The sequence below is a fragment of the Saccharomonospora sp. NPDC046836 genome (assembly GCF_040645195.1).
GTDB lineage: Bacteria > Actinomycetota > Actinomycetes > Mycobacteriales > Pseudonocardiaceae > Prauserella_A.
This window is the reverse complement of record NZ_JBEYXW010000057.1, coordinates 1-21,035: the sequence shown is the minus strand read 5'-3', so window position 1 is coordinate 21,035 and position 21,035 is coordinate 1. Positions and strand designations below refer to the sequence as shown.

The window sequence follows — 21,035 nt, the reverse complement described above, 5'->3', positions numbered from 1 at the left end:
GGCCCCGGCGTCCTATCTCTGACCCACGGTGCAAAGTAGCCGTCAGTGGTCCTCTGGCTGGTGGTCCCAGAGGTGGACGGTCTCGTCGACCTTGAGCGGCTTGTCGGCGGGGCCCTTGATGTGAGCGGGCACGATGCGGTCCTCGTGTTCGCACGCGTTGTCGGCGTGGGCGCGGGGGTTGAGGCAGGTGTCAGCTTTCGGAGTCGGCTGCACAGATGCCCGGAGCCGTCTGCACTCACTGATGACGAATCACGCTGGGGCCAGCCAGGAGAGCCTGGCCGGCCCTTCACTTATCAGACCTTGTTCACCGGTTCTTGGAGTTCGGTGACCCACTCGTCGTGGTTGTCGGGGCATTCCAGGTTGATCTCTCGGGGGTAGCCGACCGAGCGGTAGCCGTTGGTGTCGATCCAGCGGCCGAGGGTCTGGACGGTGGGCAGGACGGTCTCCATCGAACCGCGATGCATGACGGTCGCCGCCTGCTCGACTGGCGGCAGGTCCACGATCTGCAGTCCGTCGTCCTCCCTGGGGGGCGCGGAGACCTCGACGCCTGCATGGATGAGGATCCCGCCGTCCGGCGCGTCCTCGTAGTAGGCGATCCCGGGCCCGGAGGGGACGATGCCCGCCGCCTCCAGACGTCGGAACAGCTCGTCGTAAAGCGGCTGGATGACCGGGCCGATGGTGTCGAAGTCGGGTGCGACTCCAGTCAGTTCGGCCACCCGCACGCTCGGCAGGCTCTTCAGTACGACATCGTTGCTGGGCATCTGCCCCTCGCTCTCAATCGAACGGAGCCTCGCCTCGACTTGGGTCAGTCGGGCCGCCGCGGCCGTCATCGCCGCCTCCAGTTCGGCACGCCGCAGCCGGAGCATGGCGCGCAGTTCCTCTGTGGTCACCTTTTCGTTCAGGATCGCCTGGACCTGCTGGAGGGTGAAGCCGAGGTCCTTGAGCGCGATGACGCGGTTGAGGTGGGCCAGTTGGGCGGCCGTGTAGTAGCGGTAGCCGGTGGCCGGGTCGACGCGGGCCGGGCGCAGCAGGCCGGTCGCGTCGTAGTGACGCAGCATCCGGACCGAGACGCGGCCGTGCCGGGCGAAGTCTCCGATGGTGAACATGATGTCTCCGAGTTGACCGCCTGACACGGTGTGAGGGTCAAGAGCACTGCTCGGATGCCTGAGAAAGTCCGTGAGCAGGATCGGTGACGGCTCTCTGTCTGATGCCGCGGCTCACTCATGCAGATAGCGGTGCAGGGAGGTCTTCGGGATGCCGGTCTTGGCGCTGATCTCGCCGTAGCTGGTGCCCTGGGCTTTCAGCAGGCGCGCATACTCGATCTTGTCGGCGGGGTGGGCGACCGGTCGGCCGATGCGGCGGCCGGCGGCTTCGGCGACGGTGCGGGCATGGGCGGCACGTTCGGCGGTGAAGGTGCGTTCCATCTCTGCGAACAGGGCCAGAAGGAGGAAGGCGATGCGGGCCATGCCTTCGTCGGCGGTGTTGATCGGCAGGGGGTCGGCAAGGGAGCGCACGCCGATCTGTTTCTCGTTGAGGTCGTGGACGAGGTTGAGGACTTCGCGCAGGTTGCGGCCGAGCCGGTCGAGGGTGTGCACGACGACTGTGTCCCCGGGGCGGGCATAGGCGAGCAGGTCGGCTAGGCCGGGGCGCTCGGTGGTGGCTCCGCTCTTCTTGTCCACGTAGATCCGGTCGTCGGCGATGCGCGCGGCTTCGAGTGCGTCGAGTTGGCGTTCCAGGCTCTGATTCGTGGTGGATACCCGGGCGTACCCCAGTTCGAGGCCGCCGGAGGGGTGGCGGTGATTGGTCGGCATGGCCGGAGCGTACCGGAAGTCGGTTCCGTACGAGACTTCCGGAACGTTCCTTGTGGAACGACTTACGGAACGACTGTCGGGGCGATCCGGCCAGGACACACGCTTCCTGACGGGTGGCCGGATGCGGTGTTCCACTTCCAAGGAAGTGGAACAGCCGTCAGGCGAGATCGGTACGGCCGAGTGATGTCCTGGAAGTCGTGGAACTCGGTCATCGTGTCTCCGTGACGGGTCGGGCGGCGGTGTCCGCCGGGGTGCGGGGGCGGGGCACGGTGGCGGCCGGCGCGAGGTCGAGCCGCTTGTTCATGTCCAGGCGGAAGGTGCCGTACGGGTTGATGTTCGACCAGAACAGCGCGGTCAGTCCGCGCCGGTCCTCGGCCGACAGCTTCTTGGCCCACTTCGAATCGGCCAGGACCTGCTGGAGCAGCAGGGTGTTGACGTGCACCAGGCTGGACTGGAGCAGGTGCAGCGCGAGCATCGACGTCTCGGCGTGCTCCCTGTCCGGGCCGGTCAGGGCGCCGTCCTTGCCGTAGTGCAGCACGGTGTTCGCGCTGTTCCAGTTCTCCACGACCTGGAGCCCGCCATGGATCTCGCGGCGCAGGTCGGGGCTGGCGAGGTAGTCGCACGCGAAGATCGTGCGCACGGCGCGGCCGAGTTCTTCGAGGGCCTGGTAGGTGGGGTGCTTGGGGCCGCCGCGGGTGAAGCGCCGCAGCACCTGCTCGGCCTCGGCCGTCCCCAGGCGGAGGGCGGTGGCGTACTTGACCATCTGGTCGTACTGCTGCTCGATCAGGTCCCAGCGGATCGGCCGCGTCAGGGAGCCGCCGAGCGCCGACCAGCCGGGCGGGGAGTCGTCGGGGCGGTACAGGCGGATGCTGCCGATGTTCTTCAGCCTCGGCAGCAGGCGGAAGTTGAGCAGCTCGGTGAAGGCGAACCCGACGACGCTCGCGCCGTGGGTGTCGACGTAATTGGACTCGATCTCGGCGTCCGTGCAGTGCCTCAGCAGGCCCTCGATCATCGCCGCGACCTCGGACGACGAACAGGACTTGAGCTGGGAGTAGATGCAGACGTTCTTCTTCTCGACGTGCCAGTAGATCATCACGCCGTTGCCGCCGTAGCGGGCGTGGTACTCGGTCATGAAGTTGCTGGACCAGGACCCGAACTTCTTCGAGTCCGACGCGCACGAGGTGCCCTGTCCCCACCAGGCGGCATCCCGGGCGGCGAAGGTGCCGTTGACCAGCCGGGTGACGGCCGCGCGGAGGTTGTCGACGGTGATGAAGTGCCGGCGCACGTGCCGCAGCGCGGCCTCGGTCTCGCCGTGCTCGCCGGTCGCCACGATCGCCCGGATGCCCATGTTGGTGCCCAGGGCGAACAGCGCGAGCAGCAGGCGGCGCTGGAGGGTGGGGCGGTCGATGCGCTCGTACGCGGCGACCGAGGAGAACTCGTCGGTGAAGCCGGTCAGGAAGTCGGCGTTCTTGAGCACGTCCAGGAGGTCAAGCACGCCCCACCGTCGTACGACCTCGTCCTTGAGGGCCTGGAGCCCGGTGGGCTCGTCCAACGGCTCCAGTTTGGGCACGGTGATCCACGGCTCGCCCTTGCGGGTGGTGACCTTCACCCCGCCCGCCGAGCCGTCCGTGAGCGCCGCCGACAGCCGGTCCAGGCCGTCCGTCATCCGGCGCTTCAGCCCGGTGACGAACTCCTTGGGGTCCTCGGGCTGGCGGATCGCGGCGTAGTGCACGCTGCGGGCCGACTCGAAGTCGCCGGGCAGGTCGTCCTCCGGGTCGCACCACCGCCTGGCGCCCTCAACGTAGATCTCCCGGCGCCGGATCGCGTCCCGCAGCGCCACCAGGACACACAGCTCGTACGGGATGCGCTCGACCTTGCCCTTGTCGTCGACGACCGCCTCGCGCCAGTCCGTGCGTACGACGCCGTCCATCGGCACCACGTCGCCGGCGTCGTAGAAGCGCGTCTTGCCGTCGACGTCGGCGTACCTGGCCAGCAGCGCGAGGGCATCCATCACCGGCCGGTAGGCGGTGTTGTTGCACTGGAAGCCCAGCGTGTTCAGCAGCGGCGGCAGCATCTGCCGGTAGTACGAGCTGTACGACGAGCGGAGCGTGGTGCGGACCTTGGCCTTGAACGCCTTCTCGTTCGCCTTCGCCTCCGCGACCAGGTCGCGCAACGTCTTCTCACCCACCACCGGGTACAGCACCGCGCGGACGGTCCCCTCGGGCCGGCCCACCGCGGCGTCGGCGAGGCGGAAGAGGATGCCCTCCTTGCCTCGCACCTTCTTCAGCTCCGCCGTGAGCTGCCGTTCCACCCGCCGCTCGGCACGCGCGTTGATCTTGTGAACCAGGGCGACGAGCAGTTCCACCAAGGCGTCGGTGATCTCCGCCTGCCGGGACGCGCACAGCGCGGCCAGCAGCGTCGTCCGCACGTCCTCGGCGGTGTCCCGGAAGTCCGAGGGGTACATCTTGATCGCCCGCGCCCGCCACGCGGCCACCAGCTTCTCCGAACAGTCCGCGAACAGCCCCTCCGGCAACCCGAGCTGCCGCACGGCGGTCAGCTTGGTGATCTCCGTCAGCAGCGAGTCCAGCCCCACCGCGCCCGGGTCCCGCTTCAGCGAGGCCAGCAGCGCAATGCCGTCCTCGTTACCCTCTGGCACCAGGTCCAGCAGGCGGCCGGCGCACGCCTCGCCCAGGCGCGCTACGGTCTGCGCGCAGAAGACCCGGTCCGCCCGCGCCCGCGCGGCGGCCACAATCCGCTCGATACGGCCCGGGGGCTCGATGCGGTCGCTGCGACACTGCACCAGCAGGGCCTCGCGCAGCCGGTCCTCCACCAGCTCCACGGGGCAGACCTCATCGGCGAGCCAGCCCGTAAGCCGCTCCTCGTCGGCCCGGGTCGCCGGACGGAACCCAAGAGCCTCGCGGATCTGCGTACGGTGCCCCTTCGCCGAGCGGGACGACAGGTCGTACTTCGCCAAGTCCTCCGCCGGCACCTTCACCACACCGGCCACGTAGTCGACCGCGGCCTGCGGGAACTCCTCCACGAACTGGGGGAACCGGCCCTCCAGCTCGAAGAACTTCAGCAGCAGCACGAATCCGAGCCGGGTCGGGCCGGACTTGTTCGCGACTAGCTCCCGGTCAGGGCCTACCGGCGTCCAGCACGCCACCACGTCCTCGGGTGACCACTCCTGGCGCATGAACGTCCCCGCCCCTCCGTCGACAACTCGTTCGGCCTAACGAAGGGGCCGGGCGCGAAGCAACGGGGAGAGGCAGAGGGCCGACGGCTACTTTGCACCGTGGGTCAGAGATAGGACACCGGGGCCTGGTTGCCGTGGACGACGTACTCGGCGGGGAAGCGCTGAGCGCGCATCAGCTCGTCGGTGTGGAACATGCGCAGGGTGCAGTCGTCCACCTCGGCGGACGGGCGGACCAGGCTGTGGTGGGGGCGCGTCGCGATGGTGGTCATGGGCTCGCCGGTGGTGCGCACGGCGCCCTCTCGGCCGATCGGGACGACGAGGGCGTGGTGGCGGCCCTGGGCGGAGATCGCGGGCACGGGGCCCGTGGTGGTCACCGCCGTGCCGTTGCGGCGCAGGATCGCGACGTGCGGCTCACTGCCGAACTTCTGGAGTCCGGTCGCGATGCGGGCGCGGGTGGCTGCGGCGTACGGGGTGTACTTGCGGCGGTCTGGGCGCCCGTCCCCGACCCGCCGGCCCGGAAGGCTCCAGTCGATGATGTCGGCGACGGGGCGGGTCGTGGGTTCCAGGATCAGGTGGCCGCAGGCCCGGTTGGGGCACCGGTAGTCGTACTGGATTCCGTGCTTGCCGATGCGCCGGCGGCGGGGGTTGCGCCAGACCTGGCGGGCCTGGACCGGGCCGCACTCGGGGCAGACGGCGTCGGGGCGCACCTCCAGGTCCGGCTGCGGGATGCCCTTGCGCCGGAAGACCACGTAGAGCCGGTCCCGGAGCTGCGGGGCTGCGGCGTTGTCGGGGCCTCCGAGGTGCGCGGAGGAGGCGCAGACGATCTGGTACTCGTAGCCCAGGATCGTCATCCCTGCCAGCCACCAGTCGAACAGCTCCCAGTCGGTGGCGAATTCCACCACGTTCTCGCACATGACCACGTCGTAGCGGTGCACCTCGGTGGCCGCGATGATGTCGAGGGCCGTGGCCCGGGTCCGCACCCACGTCTCCGCCCCCGCCGTGGCGCCCTCGCCGTCGAGGTCGAGCGCGACCTGGCCCCGGGTCCGGCGGCGGCCGCCGGCGGGCGCGATCTCCGTGCAGATCGGGCTCCCCCAGAGCACCCGGGTGCGGGGCAGGCGCCGCTTGTCGGTGTTGTTGATGTCGGCGCACAGGTGCTCGGCCAGCGGGTGGTTCGCGGCGTGCGTCCGGATGCTGACGGGGTCGTGGTTGGCGGCCAGCCGCAGGATGTACCCCGCTTCCACCAGGCCGGTCGAGCTGCCGCCCGCGCCACAGAAGAGATCGGTGAAGTCGAGGTCCGCGTCGTATCTGAAAGCCATGGTCCCGGGCTCCTTCGGAAAGTGTGCGGCCTATCTATCTAGATAGGCCGCACCTTGGCTGGTCAGAGGGCTGTGCTGTGGCCTCGCTTGCGCGTGGTGAGCCAGGTTGTGACGGCTGCGGCGCCGACTCCGATGATTCGGTGGAGGGCCGCGTCAAGCTCGATCCACGCGGTCCCGGGGCCGTTGATCTCGCCGTACGGACCGTCCTCACCGAGGCGTACGGCCTGGCAGTGCTCCACGTATCCGCTCTTCTTCGCCTTGTCGGCGAGCCAGAGGAACACCGCACCGCGGTCAATGGCCGCATGCGTGAGTCCATTGACCGCCGCGCCGGCCAGGAGCGCGGAGGCCGGGACGCGATAGCCGAAGGACCGGGTCAGGGCGACCGCTGCGCCGGTCTGGATCGCGGTGTACGAGGCCACATGAACCGCAACCGCGAGACGCCCCCGGGCGCTCGCGGTCATCGTCGGCTCGCCGCTGCGGTCGCCCTTCTCCTCCCCGACGGCCACGCCGTCTCGGTAGACCTGGTGCGTGCCGTAGAGACGCTTGCACTTCGCCGTGGTCGAGCCCTGTGCCCAGTGGTCGCAGAAGGGGTGGATCTCTCCGAAGGCGGCGAGGAGGCCGCCGAACAGCGCCATTCGCTCGGTGAAAACAGCAGGAAGGACTGTAGCCACGATGGCTCCTTTGTCAGCAGTTTTGCCAGCGACATCGAATGTGGATTCGCCAGCTTTTTAGCTTGCAGATTTGCAAGCCTGGTCTTGCTCGGAGGAGGGGTAGTTCGGACGGGCGCGGTCGCGCCCGGCACCCCGGGTGCGGGCCTATGCGGAGCGCGCGTTCACCGTCACCGCCCGCTCGGCCGCAGGCGGCCTCCCGGACGGTGCCGGGCGCGCTCCGCCTCCTTCCGCACCTCACCCGCACCACCTGGCGGCCATCGGCATCAGCGAGCGCTGCCGCTCCCCTCCCTGCACCAGCCACCCAAAGCGGGGAGAGGTCAGCGGGGGACCACGTCGTCGGCCGGGTCTCCCTCGTCGGCGGTACGGCAGGCCGAGCTGCAGTACGGGCCGGGGTGGTAGATCGGGGCGCCGCACAGCCTGCACTCGCCCGGGTCGGGCACGTCGAACGTGCCCCAGTCGTCCTCGGCGGGGTCGCGCAGGCCGCTGACCTCGTCCAGCAGGTCCCACAGCAGCCAGTTCCCCGCGCTGCCGGCCTGCGGTGCGACCACCGAGACCTGCCAGCCGTGCGTGACCTGGGCGACCAGGGACCGGTGGAGCCCCTCCCACTCCAGGGCCAGGTCGACCCCGCGCATCCGGCTGCCGACCGCCATGGTGGGCTTGCCGTCGCAGGTGGTCGCGACGATCGGGTCATCGGTGCTCCGCGCGGCGCCGCGGTGGTGGTCGTGGACGCGCACGAGCATGCCGCCGGCGGTGACGATCGCGACCAGGCGGTCGAGGAGGGCGCGGTCGGTGACGACGAGGTCGACCCAGGCCCGCTGCGTCCACCAGCCGCCGTTCGCGCCGGGGCCGGTGAGGCCGGGCTGGGACCCGGTGGTGATGGCCCCGGCGCGGCAGAGGGCGGCCAGGCTCGGCACCAGGGCCGTGGTCTCGTCCTCGGGGCCGTAGCGCGCGGCATAGCCGGGGCGGGACTGGATCGTTCCCTCCAGCCAACGGGCCATCAGTTCGCCGAGGTCGTCGATCGTCCGGGCGCTCTTCCACGCGCGGCGGTCGGTGCGGCTCATCCAGGGCAGCTTCATCGTCGTCTCGCTCCTCAGCGGTTGCTGTGGTTGTTGGTGGACCGGCCGAACCACCGGTTGTTCGTCGTGGTGTGCTCCTGGTGGACGGGCCCGGCGTAGTGGTGGTGGGTCTCGGCGGAGGCCATGCGCACGCCCCGGACGACCGAGCCGACGGCAACGAGGACGGCGGCCAGGGCGGCGATCGGCAGGGTGACGAAGAGGACGCTCGCGAGCGTGATCGAGGCCAGGCCCTGGAGAACGAGCCAGATCCCGCAGCCGACGCCGGTGATGCCGGCGCCGACGCCGATGGAGGCGACGGCGACCCCGGCGGCCCACGGGGGCACGATCCGGTGGTCAGGCTGCGGGACAGGCGGGGTCGGTCCGTAGGCGGGGACCGGCGTCGGGTCGACGTAGGAGGTCGCCGCGGGCACCTGGGGGTCCGGCTGCCAAGCGCTGTCGATGATCCGGCGGGCCTCGACCATGGCCTCGGCGTCGCTGAGCGGGCGGTTCTCGGTGCTCACGGGCGACCTGCTCTCTGGTTCGGGGAGGCCGGTGGCCCCCGGGCTGGCCCGGGGGCCCCTGCCTCAGTGCTGGCGGTAGGGCTTCGTTCGGCGCAGGATGTGGTCGCGGCTGAAGCCGGTGGTCTCCGCGACGTCGCGCTGGAGGACGGTCCCGGCGTCCAGCTCGGCCGCGATGGCCTGCCACATCGCCTCGTCCGCCGCGACCTTGGCCTTGTCGGCGGTCTCGTGCGCCTGGTCGCGGGTCTGCTTGAGCCCGGCGACGCGGACCTTGGCGGTCTCGCGGGTCTGGGCGTCGGGTCGGGGGGTCATGGGTGCTCCTTCGGTGGTGAGGGACGATGGGGCTCCCTCCCGCTGCTGGAGCGGGACACGGGGCCCGGGGCGGCCGACGATCCTTGGCCGGGTGGCGGCCGCCCCGGGGCGTGTCTACCGGATCTCGCTGGGCGTTTCCGGCTGGGGGAGAGTCAGGCCGGCCGCCTGGACGAGGCGGGCCTGGACGGTCCACATCGTGGTGGCGGCCAGCCGCAGCTCCTCGGCGAGGTCGAGCGCGCCCAGTTCCAGCGCCCGGTCCGCGAGCGCGGAAAGGTAGGCGGCGTCGTCGGTGGCCTCGCCGAGGGTCTCGACCAGGGGCTGCTGCATCTCCAGGGGGGACCCGATCCGGGCCGTGTGCCGGCCGTAGGGGCGGTGGCACTTGGCGACGGCCCCGGCGAGGTCCTCGCTGAGGTTCTGCGGGGTGACGGAGGCCAGGTACTGGCCGGTGATCCGGGCCCAGAGGCTGCGGAGAGCGGGGCGGATGCTCACTTGCCCCACCCGACCGACTTCGGGCCGCAGTTCTCGTGGCTCAGCTTCTGGCTGCGGCCGCAGTACGCGCAGCGGCCGGCGGCCGCGAGCTTGCGCTGCTTCCCCAGGGCGGCGCCGGCGGTCAGGTGGGCGGCGCTCTTGGGCTTCTTCGGGAGGTTGAACACGTGACTCCTTCGCTTGCTTTCCCGTAAGGGTTTTCGCTGGCGGAATTGCTGTCAGTAGATGTCGCCGGAGACGGTCCGGATCTGGGGGGCGAGGTGGGCGAGGCCCCGGGCCGAGATGTCGCCGGACACCGTCTTGATGACGGCCTGGGCGGTGGCGGCCGGGGTGCCGGTGATCACGATGTCGCCGGAGACGCTCCGGACCTGGGCGCCGCTGCCGGAGTAGCGGTCCACCGTGATGTCCCCGGAGGTCGTTTCGACGGCCAGGCGGCCGACGACCCGCCGCACGTCGATGTCGCCGGAGGTCGACGTGCCACTCAGGGTGTGCGCGCCGTGGGCACTGACATCGCCGGAGACCGAGGAGACCTCCAGGACGTGGAGGTCGTCCCCGACCACGGTCAGATCCGCGCTGGTGGTCGTCCAGCTCACCGAGGAGGCACCGGGGAGGCGGACGTCGAGGGTGATGCCGCCGGCGGCGCCGGGGCCGCTGACGACCGTGCCCTTCTCGGCGACGACCCTGCCGCCCGCGACGATCCTCTGGCCGCCGATGAAGACGTCACCCCCGAAGACCTGCATGCCGGGCCCCGAGAAGCTGATGCTCTGGCCGTTGACCGACATGGTCGTGGCGTTCCAGCCTCCGCCCCCGAAGGAGACGCCGCCCTTCACCGCGGGCACCTCGACGGAGAGGACCTGGTGGACGCCCGCAACCGTTTCGCGGATGACGGTCTCGCGGACCGCGTCCGCCACCGGGCCCTCCGCGTCGGGCGTGCGGACGGTGACCTCGGCGTGGACCAGGGTGGGGTCGACGGTGACGGTGACGGCACCGACCGGAGCGGTCAGCGCGGCCCAGACGGCGCCGGTGGCGGTGGCGGTGTAGGTCGTGGTGGTCAAGGCTTCCCCTTCGGTTTCCGCTTGCATTGTTGCTTGCGGTAATTCGAGTATGCAGACTCCGAGTCTGCATGTCTAGTCTTGGCAGACTCCGAGTCTGCGTCAGCGGCTTATCCGCAGGTCAACGGCGTGCGCCTCACCCGATCGGGCTACGCGTCGCCCCTGGCCGCAGCCTCGCGCGCCTCCCGGGCACGGCGCGCTGCCTGCATCTGCTGGGTCGAGGACCTGCGTGCCGCACCCATCCGCTCGGCCGAAGCCAGCCGGGCGGCCTGCATGCGCTCGGCCTGGGCCGCGCGGGCCGCCTGCTGCTGCGCCTTGGCCGCCTGGACGGTGCGCTCGTGGCTGCGCTTGGCGGCCTGGTCGGCGGCCCGGATGCCTTCGCGGGTCACGGTCGCTCCCGCTCCCGCGACCTTGCTGACCGCTCCCGCCGTCTGGCCCAGGGCGCCGGCCGTCTGCCCGACGGCCCCCGCGGCGGCGGCCACGGCGTTCATCGCGGCGGCGAACGACCCGCTGGTGCGCCCCGGCCGGGGAGGAGCGGGCTTCGTCTCGCCCTTCCCCTTCTTGGTCGCGCCGATGGCGGCGGCGGCGCGGGTGCTCGCGGAGCTGGTCGTCACGGCCTGCTGCGCGACGAGGGCGCCTTCGAGCGTGCGGCCGTCCTCCAGGGTGAGGCGGACCTTGCCGGGCTTGGCCTTCGCGAGGACACCGACGGCCTGCGGGCTAATCCCATGGAGCGGCCAGAAGCAGCGCGCCCGGCGCCATCCGCCGTCGGGCCCCCGGTGCTTCTGGCCGCACGTCGCGTGGAGGCTGGCGCCGGATGCCATGAGGGTCAGCCTGGCCGGGGCGCTCGTCAGGCCGGGGCACTTCAGGACGGTGGCCCCGATGGTCACCTGGCCGTGGAAGGTGATCGAAATGGACATGGTCCGCCTCTCTGACGGCGATGCGGTTTGGGTCGTTTTGCACCCCGGGATGGGGTCGGGACGGGTCGGGTCGTCGCAGGTCAGCGGCCCGTACGAGGTCGGGACGGCGGAGATCGGGCCGGTACGCGTACCGGCGGGGAGGGGATCCGTACCGGCGGCGTACGGGCCGCTGACCTGCGGTTATGACGCCGTACGGACCCCGTTCCGACCGGTCAAACCGGGTCAATCCCGGCGGCGGCGCGAATCTCGGCGAGGTAGTAGCCGTTGGCCCTGCCGCCCGCGCTCCAGCCCTTCGGGGCGAGGCTGCGGCCGGTGCCGTCGAGGGCCTCGTTGATCTGGCGCCGCAGCTCGGTCCCGCCGGTCCGGACGTAGGCCGCCAGGTCGGCGGGGTCCTCGGAGTCGGCGGAGTCGACGCCGAGGGCCTCGGGGCTCCAGGTCGCCGAGTCTCGGGCGGCCAGGCCCTGGAGGAGGTTGGAGGTCCTCATCCGCTCGGGCTGTCCAACGGCGGCGAACACCGCCAGCATGTCGGCGAGGATGCCGACCGGGCCGGTCTCCGCGTCCTCGGGGGAACCGGGGCGGCCGGAGCCGGTGGGGCCGCCGGCCGCCGAGGTCTGGCCGGTCCAGGCGAGGAGGCTCTGCTCGATCCGGTCCTCGTACTGTCCGGCCAGGCATCCGACCGCCGACCTGCGAGCGACGCCCTCGGCGATGACGGGAGCGATGGGGTCGGCCTCGTCCTCGTCGCGGTCGTCGGGGACGTTGAAGGTGCGGATCAGTTCGCCCTCGGCGCCGTCCAGGTCCACGATCGCGACGCCCGGCTGGGAGACCTTGATGTCGTGCGCGCGCAGCCCCGCGCCGGTGGACCCGTCCTTCAGGATCGCGTTGGTCTGGGTCGCGGAATTCGTGCGGAAGGCGGTGCGGGAGCCGGTGTTGTTGCGGAAGCCGCGGGGGACCGTGGCGGCGTCGGGGTCCTGGGCCAGCAGGACGATGTCCATGTTGAGCGCGGTGCAGTAGGCCGCGAGCTTGGAGAGCCGGTGCTCGATCTCCTCGCCGACCTTCAGCGTGCGCCTGCCCTCCTCGTCGGTCGGGTCGGGGATACGCTCCTTCGACATCGTGTACTGGGGGAACTCGTCCACGATCAGGACCTCCAGCGGGAAACGCTCCAGGTCCTTCTCGTTGAACTTGGCCCGCCCCTCGTCCTCCAGCACCGCCTCGCGGCGGTCGGCCTCCTCGATCATCGCGTCGAGAAGGTCCAGGAGACGCACCGGCCGCTTGCCGAAGAACGTCGAGGTGACGGGAGCGTAGGCACGGTGCTCCCCGGGCTTGGCCCCGACGACAAGGCGAATGCGGACCCTCGGGTCCAGGCCCAGGCCCGGGATGATGGACCGAAGGGCCATGCCCTTGCCGGAACGGGTAGTGCCGCCGATCAGACCGTTGACGTGGCGAAACGGCATGTGCACGACCTCACCTCGACGGTTGCGGCCGAACGGAATGCCCTTGCGCCACACGTCGATCACGACGGACTCCGGGTCCTCCAGCAGCGGGGACAGCGCTGAGGTGGCCAGGGGGTCGGACGCGGCCACCCAAAGGGAGAGAACGCCCGGCTCCGCTGTCTCTGCGATGTCCAGCCAGGTGACGTGGACCCCGAGGGCACTAGCCAGCTTCGCCTTCTCCCCGAGCACCTTCTCGGCGGTGAGTGTGCGGGGCAGCCGGATGCGGGCCTCGGCCGCGTCCATCTGCACCGCCCGGACCGGACCGACCAGGGAGACCTGCTGGTCCCCCTTGAGCAGCCCGGCGTCGTGAAAGGCCCCGTTGATGGTGTCAGCACCGAGCAGGGGCCGCTCCTCGGCCTGGCTGTCGGCGGGGAGGTCGGTGAGGGCGAACGTCTCCCCCTCCGCCAGCCGCCCCCGGATCTCCCTGCGGCCCAGCGCGTACAGGGTCGCCATGACCGGCAGCAGGGCGGGGAAGACCAGAGCCAGCGACCACGCCTGACCCAGCGCCAGGACCGACGCCGCGTAGGTCGCCACGCCGGTCGCGCTCCACACGGTCGCGGACTCTCGGCGCCGCGCCCCGGCCTTCTGCGCGCGCTCCGCCCGCAGGTCCGCGATGTGCTCGGCGCCGGCGCCGCTCTCTCGGACCTGGCGGATCAGCTCTCCGTACTCCCCAGCGGTCACGTACGACCACGAGTCACGGACGGCGGCACGGGCGCCGAGCCCGACCACGCCCAGGGCCCGGCCCGCGTACACGGGGCTGCGGACACCGTGGCGGACCAGGGAGTGCCGGACGACGGCCAGCTGGTGGCGCCGCGCCTCGGGGTCGGTGAAGACCTCGGGCAGCACCGGCTGCGGCTGCGACTTCACCGGCGGCTCGTCCTGGTCCTGCACGACCAGGACGGTGGGCTCCTCCTCGACGGGCTCGTCCTTGACGAAGCTGACCACCGGTGCCGGGCCGGAGGGCACGCCGAGGTAGTCGGCGAGGTCGATCACGGTGGCGTCCTGGTCGGGGGCGGGGATCTCCTGCGACATGGCTGCGGGTGTCCTTTCGTCTGGTCGGTGGGTCACTTGGCGGACTTGCGGGTGCTGGCGGCGGTGGCCTTGGCCGCGCCCTTGATCAGGGCGGGGGCGAGGAGGATGCCGAGGGTGATGCCGCCGCCCAGGAGCGCCGCGTCGGCGGCGGGCCCGTCGGCGGCCTGGGTGATGCCGACGTAGGCGCCGGCGGGGAAGGCGAGGATCGCGGTGCGCGGTGCGGTCCGCCCGGTCTTCTCGGTCATGATGGAGATTCCCTTCGGGGTGAGCGGGCCCGGCAGCGCGCTGTAGGAGGTGGAGCTGCCGGGCCCGCGGTATGCGGGCGGAGCGGTCGTCAGGCGGCGGCGGTGAAGCCGTCCGCGCAGGGCGGGCAGGTGCCGAGCGAGGTCGGCAGGCGGTACGGGTAGCAGCGCCGGCACTCCGGACAGGTCCGGCGGGCCCGGTGCGCGGCCGCCAGCGAGGCGACCTGGCGCGGGGTGCGGGGCCGGGGCGGCGTCGCGTTCGAGACCGGGTAGAGGCGGGCGAAGCGCGGGGCCGGGCTCTTGCGGCTGTGCCACATCACCTGCGCGACCGCCTCGCCCCGGGGCCGGAGCCCGAGGGCGACGAGCTGGGCGCGGGTGGCCAGTCCTTCCGGGGCCAGGCCCCAGGGGTAGGTCGGCACGTCGTGCCGCTGCCCCTCGGGGTCCCAGAGGTCAGCCAGTCGGCGGGCCATCGGTCAGGCCCCCACCGCAGCGCCGTCGACCAGCTTCAGCTTGCGCTCGGCGACGACCAGGTCGCGCAGCCGCCGGGCGTCGTCCCGGCGGATGCCGAGCCGCTTGGAGAGGGCGGCGGCGGAGATCTGCCCGCCCTCCGCGACCAGTTCGGCGGCGGCCTTCAGACCGTCCGGCAGGAGGGTCTTCAGCTCCTCGTCGGACCGTCCCTTACGGGCGTTCCCGCCAGCGTTCCGGGAAGCCTTCTCGCTGCCCTTCTCGCGGGCTTTTTCACTTGCGTCCTCAGACCCGTACATCCCAATTCCCGCACGGGCTGTAGGGGCCTCAGAGCCCTTCGGCAGAGAGGGGATCGGGGACACCGCTCCGAGGGTCGGGATGCCCTCCGCGAGCCGGTGCGGGAGCGGGTTGGTGAGGCCGGTCAGCAGACCCGCCCGGATCAGCTCCGGACGGTTCTCGTGAGCGATGTCGATGGCGGCCTGAAGCTCGACCCGGGCGGCCGTCGCCTGGGAGTAGAGGTCGGGGGTCATGCCCGGCTCGGTGCCGTACTCGATCCGCCACGCGGCCTCCCACACCTCGTCCTCGGTGTAGGTGCCGTGCGGGACGGCGGACATGATCCGGTCGGCCTGCTTCGCGACGTCCTTGTGGTGCTTGCGGCGGGCGGCCAGGTGCTCCCGTCGGGCCTTCTCCTCCTGGCGCTCCTGCTTCGTCTTGCCGTGGGAGCCGTGGGTCTTCATGTCCCACAGGTAGATCGCGATGAGGGACGAGCTGGCGAAGACGACCGCGACCCACAGGTCGGCGGGCAGCACGGCCGCCCAGTGCCAGTAGTTCACTCCGGCCGCGAGGAAGGCGGTGCACCAGGTCGCGACCCGGTACTTGCCCGCCGGCCGTCCCGCGTCCTCGGCGTTCTTCCCCATGAAGGTGAGCGCCCAGGCCGTGCCCTCCAGCATCGCCGAGAGGAGCGCGGCGAGGAACACATTGACCTTGGCGTCGGCCAGGGCACCGACCTGCGAGATCACGGCCGGGACGATCGAGCAGACCATCACGAAGGCCACGAAGGCCGTGACAGGGTTCGCGTTGAGCCAGCGGGTCACCTTGGCAACCTTGGCCCGGCGGGCTGCCTTCTTCCGGTCCCGCTCCTGTCGGCGGGCACGGCCCTCCTGCTGCTTCTGGCGGCGCTTGGCCTCGGCGTCCTTGCGGGCCTGCTCGGCCTTCTGCTCCGCCTTCTCCTGCTCGGCCTTCTCGCGCTGGGCCTGGGCGGCGAGCTTGGCCTCCAGCTCCAGGCGGCGGTCCTCACGGTCCTGGGTGCGCTCGGCGGCGCGGTCGGCGCGGCGGTTCTCCTGGTAGCTGCTCATCGGGTGCCTCCGGTCCGGAGCATCGGGGCGACCAGGTGGACGCCGATGTAGACGACGGCCCCGCGGTACAGGGCGTCGAGGGTGCTGGGGTTCTCCTGCCAGCCACCGACCACGGCCCAGATCGCGCACAGGGCGGCGATCAGGTCGGTGACGGTGAGCCAGCCCCGGAGGGTCAGGCGGGGGTGCCGGCGGATCGCGGCGGGCGCGGTCTTCATCGGGCGCCCCTCGCGGCGAAGTCGCGGTCGGCGGCGGTCGGCTGGGTCGGGATGACGGCCTGGAGCCGGTCGGCCGGGTCGAGGAGCACGTCCAGGACGACGGCGGCGACGGCGACCAGGAGCAGGCCGATCCGGGCGAGGGGGCCGAGGTCGATCCCTACGAGCCAGGCGCCGCCCGCCATCACGGCGACGAGCCGGAGGCGGACCAGGATCACGGGCAGGAGGAGCACGGCGACCGCGAGGCTGCGGTGGGTGGTGGTCACGCCGCCTCCCTCGGGGCCACGGTGCGGCCGACGAAGGGGAGGACCGAGGCGGTGGGCCGAGCGGGGCGGGCCTCGGCGACGATGGCGGCCGGGTCGGTGGCGCCGAGCTGGGCGAGGACCTCGTACGAGTCGAAGTCGGCGCCGGTCCAGTCGGCCAGCAGGTCGTCGTGCTCGTAGCCGAGCGCGTCGTCCTCGGCGACCAGCTGCTCGACCGCGCGGCGGTTCGGGGTGCGCAGGGTGCGCGGCATCCGGCGGAGGAGCTGCCGGTAGTACCGGGCGTCCTCGGCGTCGACCTCCGACTCGACCGTGACCTCGTCCAGGAAGTCGGCGAGAGCCGTGGTGGCGACCAGGCCGCCGGCCATCAGCTCCGCCTGGATGTCGATCGGCTCGACGTCCAGCGAGCCGAAGGCCACTTCCAGGTACTCGGCCTCGGTAACGATCCGCTGGCCTGCGACGATGATGTCCATGTGGGTCGTGCTCCTCTCGGTGTGCGGCCCTGCGGCTCTCCGGTGGTCCTGGCAGATCTCCCGGGGGGCCGCGTCGCGTTTTTGGGCGCAGGGGTACCCCAGACACGACGTACTGAGGTATCGCCACCAAAGTTTGGTACATAAGTTTCGGTGACGTGGATCACCGTACGTACTTAGGTGCCGAGCGTCAAGACTTACGTACCTAAGTCTGTCGCCCCAGGAGAAACACCCAACAAGTTATGTACCAAAGTTGATTTCATAGGTACTGTTCTCCGCATGGCACCCACGAAGAGTGATCGGCGAGGAATCGCTCGCTCGATCGCAGATGATCTACGCGACCAGATTCGGGCAGGTCAACTGGCCCCTGGAGCACGGCTCCCGACCACCCGGCAGCTCGCGGAGCGCTACGGCGTAAGCCCCAAAACCGTGAGTTCAGCCGTCGACATCCTCAAGGTCGAGGGTTTGGTGCTCGGAGAGCAGGGTGGGCGCCGCACCGTTCGCGCCGATCGCCCCGTCACCTGGAACCTCACCCAGTTCGAGCGGGGGAGCCGACGCGATTCCACCTCGATGGACGACTGGTCAACGGCTATCAAGGACGCTGGCCGCCTGCCTGCACAGCACGTCACTGTGACCCGCGAGCCTGCATCTCCCGAGGTCGCCGCCTGGCTTCAGCTTGAGCCCGGGGCAGAGGTAGTTCGCCGCCTCCGCACTCGCACCGTGGATGAGCGGCCCTTCCAGCTCTCGACCAGCTGGTTCCCCGCCTCTATCGCACTTGGCACCCTGCTGGAAGAGCAGCGGGACGTGGCAGTGCCTGGCGGCATTCTGAAGTCCATCGGGCATCCCCAGACCCGTATCCGGGATGAGATCACCGCCCGGATGCCCCATCCGGAGGAGACTGAACAGCTCGACCTTCCTCCGGGCACTCCTGTCGTGGAACACGTGCGCATCGGGTTCGGAACGTCTACGCCCGTGCGCGTCATGAAGACCATCGCCCCAGGCGACCGGCACATGCTGGTCTACGAAATGGACATCTGAGCACGTGAGTTACCTCATCCGCCCCGCGAGCCCATCAGACATTCCTGCCTTGATGGCCCTACGTACTGAGGCAGAATCCTGGCTTCCCTCCCTGGGCACGGATCAGTGGTCCGACCCTGAGACCGGTACCCGCGCCCTCACCAAGTGGCGAGAGACCATCGACGACGGCCGGGCATGGATCGCCCTCGACTCCCACGACACACCCGTCGGCACCGTCAGTCGAGGGCCCGCCGACAGGGACTTCTGGACCGAGCACGACCACCTTGAACGCGCCTTCTACCTCTACAAACTGATCACTGCCAGGAGCGTCAAAGGGCAGGGCCTCGGTGAACTCATCCTCGACTGGGCATGCCGCGTCGCAGCCGCAGAGGGACGCACCTGGGTCCGGATCGACTGTTGGCGCACCAACACGGGGCTCCAGCACTACTACGAACAGCTCGGCTTCAGCCACGTTCGCACTGAGCACCCTCACCACCGGAAGTCCGGCTGGCTCGCCCAGCGCTCCAGCTCCTTCACCACCTCGGCCGCGTCCCTGATCGTCGGCGACGCTCACCGGGTCTGACCCCGTAAATGCCGAAGGCGCCCCCTGGCCGGGGCGCCTCGGAAAGAGAACTAGTTCAGGAGAGCTCTCACCATGACTGTACGAGAAGAAGTGCAGCCAGTGCTACACCGCCCGACCACGCTGCGGTCGCTGCGGTCAAAACTCCTCGGCAGCGCGTTGCGCTATGCGGAGCTTGGAATGTACGTCCACCCGCTCCTGGTGGGTGCCAAGGAGCCGCGCTGGCACCGCTGGGAGGAGCGGGCGACCCGCGACCCCGAGCTGATCGAGCGGACGTGGGGCCGCGCGCCCTTCAACATCGGCGTCGCGTGCGGGCCCTCCGGTCTGATCGCGCTCGACCTGGACGTGCCACACGAGGGCGAGGTGTCCGGTTCCCCGGAGATCGTGGACGGCATGACGATGCTGGACTCCCTCGCCTCCCGGACGCCGGGCGCGCAGATCTCCCCAACGCTGACGGTGCGGACGCCGAGCGGCGGCCGGCACCTGGTCTACCTGGCCCCGGCCGGGGCGGCGGTGCGCAACACGGCGCGGACCCTGGGGTTCTGCCTCGACACCCGGGCCGCGGGCGGCTACGTCGTCGGCATCGGCTCGGAGGTCGACGGGGCGCCGTACGTCCTGGAGGACGGAAGCCCCACCGGTCCGGCGGTGCTGCCGGAGTGGCTACTGAACCTGATCACGGCTGCACCGACGCCACCCAAAGGCGGGGGAGCGCCACGCCGGGCCGATGTGGTGGCCCGGCTGCGGGAGATGACGCGGCAGGGCACGCGCGAGCAGCGGTGGGCCGCGGGCATCCTGCGGTCGGAGTGTGACGAGCTGGCGGCGATGAAGCAGGCGGGCGGCCGGAACAACCGGCTGAACCTCGCGGCGTACCGCGCGGGCCAGCTGGTGGCGGCCGGGCTCGTGGACCAGGCCGTCGCCGAGGAGCACCTGACGGAGGCCGCGCAGGCGGCGGGGCTCGGGGTGCGCGAGGTCGAGAAGACGATCCGGTCCGGCATGACCGCCGGCCTCGCGCGTCCGCGCCGGATGGGCGGTGCCGCCTGATGCGACCGGCAGCACAGGACACTACGGCTCAGCGCCACGTACACCACGCCTCGGACCTGATGACGGCCCCGGCGGCGCACCACCGCCCCGGGGCCCGGCACCCGAGGAGTGGCCTCGCATGCGAGCCCGTCGTACCCCGTCTCACCCGCTTCCGTCCCCGTCTGACGCCCGGAGGTGCGGCGTGAGCCAGAACTTGAACGTGCCCGCCCCCTCCTCGCCCTCGGACGAGGATCTGTGGGCCGGGACCACGACGACGGCAGAGCGCCCGGCGACCCGTCGCCCTCGGCGGCCTGTGCGTCGTGCCACCGTGCAGCACCGTGGCCAGCTGCGGATGGCCGAGCGGTTCCTTGCGGAGCACAGCGACGCCCTGCGGTACGTGCACGGGCTGACGTGGCACGAATGGGACGGCGCCCGGTGGCTCCAGGACGAGCGGCGCGTGGACATGGCCTACGCCGTGGAGACCGTCAAGAACGCCCTCCGGGAGCTGGAGGAGCTCGGCGGGGACGAGCGCGACGAGCTGTACAAGGACATCCGCAAGAGCGAGTCGGCTTCCGGCCTGGAGGGGCTGCTGAAGATCGCGTCGGCCCTCGACCCGATCAGCACGGCCTCCAAGGCTCTCGACGCCGATCCGTACGCCTTCAACACCCCCGAGGGGACCCTCGACCTTCTCCAGGGCGAAGTCCGGGACTGCTCTCGTGCCGACCTCATCACCAAGGTCGCGGGCGCCGCACTCCCCGAGGAAGGTGACCAGGCCCCCGCCGGCGCCGAGGAGTTCGAGTCGTTCCTGGCCCGCATCCTCCCCGACCCGGAAGTGCGGCTCTTCGTGCAGCGCCTCTTCGGCTACGCAATGCTCGGCAAGGTCACCGAGCACGTGATGCCGATCTTCACGGGGACGGGGGCCAACGGAAAGGGCACCCTGCGGGACGCCGTCATGGCCGCCTTCGGGGACTACGCAATCGAAGTCGACCCGGCCATCCTCATGGAGTCGAAGCACGAGCGCCACGGTGCCTTCAAGATGAGGCTCCGCGGTGCCCGGCTGACGTTCTGTTCGGAGACGGAGAAGGGCAAGCGGTTCGCCGAGGCCACCATGAAGCGACTCGTCGGTGGTGACCCGATCGAGGCGAACCTGATGCACAAGAACCCCATCACGTTCGACCCCAGCCACACCCTGATCATGCTGACCAATCACCTGCCCCTGGTCAGCGGTGACGACCCTGCCGTGTGGCGCCGCATCCTCGTCGTCCCCTTCGACGTCGTGATCCCGGAGGAAGAGCGGGACGGCGGCCTGCCGGAACGGCTGAAGAAGGCCAAGTCCGCCGTCCTCGACTGGGTCTACACAGGATGGCTCGACTATCAGGAGCAGGGCCTCAACCCTCCGGAGATCGTCAGGGTGAGGACCGAGGAGTACAAGGCGTCCAGCGACGTGCTGGGCCGCTTCATGGAGGTCCAAGGCCTCCAGGGCAGCCCGCCGCTGGCCGTCGTTACGCAACTCCGGAACCAGTGTCCACAACGGACGGCCGAGTTCCCGCTCCTGCCTGTT

General features: G+C 70.8%; 23 protein-coding genes. 4 read left to right on the top strand and 19 right to left on the bottom strand.

The features are described from left to right. Positions 1–293: 293 nt before the first annotated feature. From ABZ863_RS33285 to ABZ863_RS33195, 19 genes are all read right to left on the bottom strand, one after another. Positions 294–1,106, bottom strand: coding sequence for a MerR family transcriptional regulator (locus ABZ863_RS33285; protein WP_358196779.1), 813 nt, complete (start codon positions 1,104–1,106; stop codon positions 294–296). A gap of 111 nt (positions 1,107–1,217) precedes the next feature. Beyond that, entirely contained in the window at positions 1,218–1,811 is a 594-nt protein-coding gene (locus ABZ863_RS33280) for a recombinase family protein (protein ID WP_358196781.1), read from the bottom strand. Between the two features lie 208 nt (positions 1,812–2,019). Continuing rightward, positions 2,020–5,004, bottom strand: a complete 2,985-nt coding sequence (locus ABZ863_RS33275; protein WP_358196783.1) for a Tn3 family transposase — start codon at positions 5,002–5,004, stop codon at positions 2,020–2,022. 104 nt (positions 5,005–5,108) lie between these two features. After that, positions 5,109–6,320 (bottom strand): DNA cytosine methyltransferase, encoded by a 1,212-nt coding sequence (locus tag ABZ863_RS33270; RefSeq protein WP_358290352.1) that lies wholly within the window; start codon positions 6,318–6,320, stop codon positions 5,109–5,111. A gap of 62 nt (positions 6,321–6,382) precedes the next feature. Then, positions 6,383–6,991, bottom strand: coding sequence for a hypothetical protein (locus ABZ863_RS33265; protein ID WP_358290349.1), 609 nt, complete (start codon positions 6,989–6,991; stop codon positions 6,383–6,385). A 317-nt stretch (positions 6,992–7,308) separates the two neighbouring features. Then, positions 7,309–8,067 carry a hypothetical protein gene (locus ABZ863_RS33260; protein WP_358290346.1) on the bottom strand — a complete coding sequence of 253 codons (759 nt, stop codon included), beginning with the start codon at positions 8,065–8,067 and terminating at the stop codon, positions 7,309–7,311. Between the two features lie 14 nt (positions 8,068–8,081). Next, positions 8,082–8,567 carry a hypothetical protein gene (locus tag ABZ863_RS33255; protein ID WP_358290343.1) on the bottom strand — a complete coding sequence of 162 codons (486 nt, stop codon included), beginning with the start codon at positions 8,565–8,567 and terminating at the stop codon, positions 8,082–8,084. Positions 8,568–8,630: 63 nt separating this feature from the next. Next, a complete protein-coding gene (locus ABZ863_RS33250; protein ID WP_358290340.1) occupies positions 8,631–8,876 on the bottom strand; it encodes a hypothetical protein in 246 nt (81 codons plus the stop codon). A gap of 114 nt (positions 8,877–8,990) precedes the next feature. Further along, positions 8,991–9,365: a hypothetical protein gene (locus tag ABZ863_RS33245; protein ID WP_358290337.1), complete on the bottom strand. Its 375-nt coding sequence runs from the start codon at positions 9,363–9,365 to the stop codon at positions 8,991–8,993. Next, positions 9,362–9,529, bottom strand: a complete 168-nt coding sequence (locus tag ABZ863_RS33240) for a hypothetical protein (protein ID WP_358290334.1) — start codon at positions 9,527–9,529, stop codon at positions 9,362–9,364. The genes ABZ863_RS33245 and ABZ863_RS33240 overlap by 4 nt, the downstream gene beginning before the upstream one ends. Positions 9,530–9,580: 51 nt before the next feature. Continuing rightward, positions 9,581–10,417, bottom strand: a complete 837-nt coding sequence (locus tag ABZ863_RS33235) for a DUF4097 family beta strand repeat-containing protein (protein ID WP_358290331.1) — start codon at positions 10,415–10,417, stop codon at positions 9,581–9,583. 146 nt (positions 10,418–10,563) lie between these two features. Beyond that, positions 10,564–11,331 (bottom strand): hypothetical protein, encoded by a 768-nt coding sequence (locus ABZ863_RS33230; RefSeq protein ID WP_358290328.1) that lies wholly within the window; start codon positions 11,329–11,331, stop codon positions 10,564–10,566. Positions 11,332–11,543: 212 nt separating this feature from the next. Then, positions 11,544–13,853: a hypothetical protein gene (locus ABZ863_RS33225; RefSeq protein ID WP_358543506.1), complete on the bottom strand. Its 2,310-nt coding sequence runs from the start codon at positions 13,851–13,853 to the stop codon at positions 11,544–11,546. Between the two features lie 32 nt (positions 13,854–13,885). Then, positions 13,886–14,098 (bottom strand): hypothetical protein, encoded by a 213-nt coding sequence (locus ABZ863_RS33220; protein WP_129819288.1) that lies wholly within the window; start codon positions 14,096–14,098, stop codon positions 13,886–13,888. 89 nt (positions 14,099–14,187) lie between these two features. Further along, positions 14,188–14,565, bottom strand: a complete 378-nt coding sequence (locus ABZ863_RS33215; protein WP_358290322.1) for an RRQRL motif-containing zinc-binding protein — start codon at positions 14,563–14,565, stop codon at positions 14,188–14,190. A gap of 3 nt (positions 14,566–14,568) precedes the next feature. Next, positions 14,569–15,915 carry a DUF2637 domain-containing protein gene (locus ABZ863_RS33210; protein WP_358290320.1) on the bottom strand — a complete coding sequence of 449 codons (1,347 nt, stop codon included), beginning with the start codon at positions 15,913–15,915 and terminating at the stop codon, positions 14,569–14,571. Continuing rightward, positions 15,912–16,130, bottom strand: a complete 219-nt coding sequence (locus tag ABZ863_RS33205; protein ID WP_353776600.1) for a hypothetical protein — start codon at positions 16,128–16,130, stop codon at positions 15,912–15,914. The genes ABZ863_RS33210 and ABZ863_RS33205 overlap by 4 nt, the downstream gene beginning before the upstream one ends. After that, on the bottom strand, positions 16,127–16,393 hold the full coding sequence (locus tag ABZ863_RS33200; RefSeq protein ID WP_358290317.1) for a hypothetical protein: 267 nt from the start codon (positions 16,391–16,393) through the stop codon (positions 16,127–16,129). The genes ABZ863_RS33205 and ABZ863_RS33200 overlap by 4 nt, the downstream gene beginning before the upstream one ends. After that, a complete protein-coding gene (locus ABZ863_RS33195) occupies positions 16,390–16,860 on the bottom strand; it encodes a hypothetical protein (RefSeq protein ID WP_358290314.1) in 471 nt (156 codons plus the stop codon). The genes ABZ863_RS33200 and ABZ863_RS33195 overlap by 4 nt, the downstream gene beginning before the upstream one ends. A 276-nt stretch (positions 16,861–17,136) precedes the next feature. Between ABZ863_RS33195 and ABZ863_RS33190 the strand changes: the two genes are divergently transcribed. The 4 genes from ABZ863_RS33190 to ABZ863_RS33175 form a co-directional block, all read left to right on the top strand. Continuing rightward, a complete protein-coding gene (locus ABZ863_RS33190; RefSeq protein ID WP_129819296.1) occupies positions 17,137–17,895 on the top strand; it encodes a GntR family transcriptional regulator in 759 nt (252 codons plus the stop codon). A gap of 4 nt (positions 17,896–17,899) precedes the next feature. Further along, on the top strand, positions 17,900–18,457 hold the full coding sequence (locus tag ABZ863_RS33185) for a GNAT family N-acetyltransferase (RefSeq protein ID WP_358290311.1): 558 nt from the start codon (positions 17,900–17,902) through the stop codon (positions 18,455–18,457). A gap of 72 nt (positions 18,458–18,529) precedes the next feature. Continuing rightward, positions 18,530–19,495 (top strand): bifunctional DNA primase/polymerase, encoded by a 966-nt coding sequence (locus tag ABZ863_RS33180; RefSeq protein WP_358290308.1) that lies wholly within the window; start codon positions 18,530–18,532, stop codon positions 19,493–19,495. A 181-nt stretch (positions 19,496–19,676) separates the two neighbouring features. Continuing rightward, on the top strand, positions 19,677–21,035 hold a 1,359-nt coding region (locus tag ABZ863_RS33175; protein ID WP_358543503.1), incomplete at its 3' end, for a phage/plasmid primase, P4 family.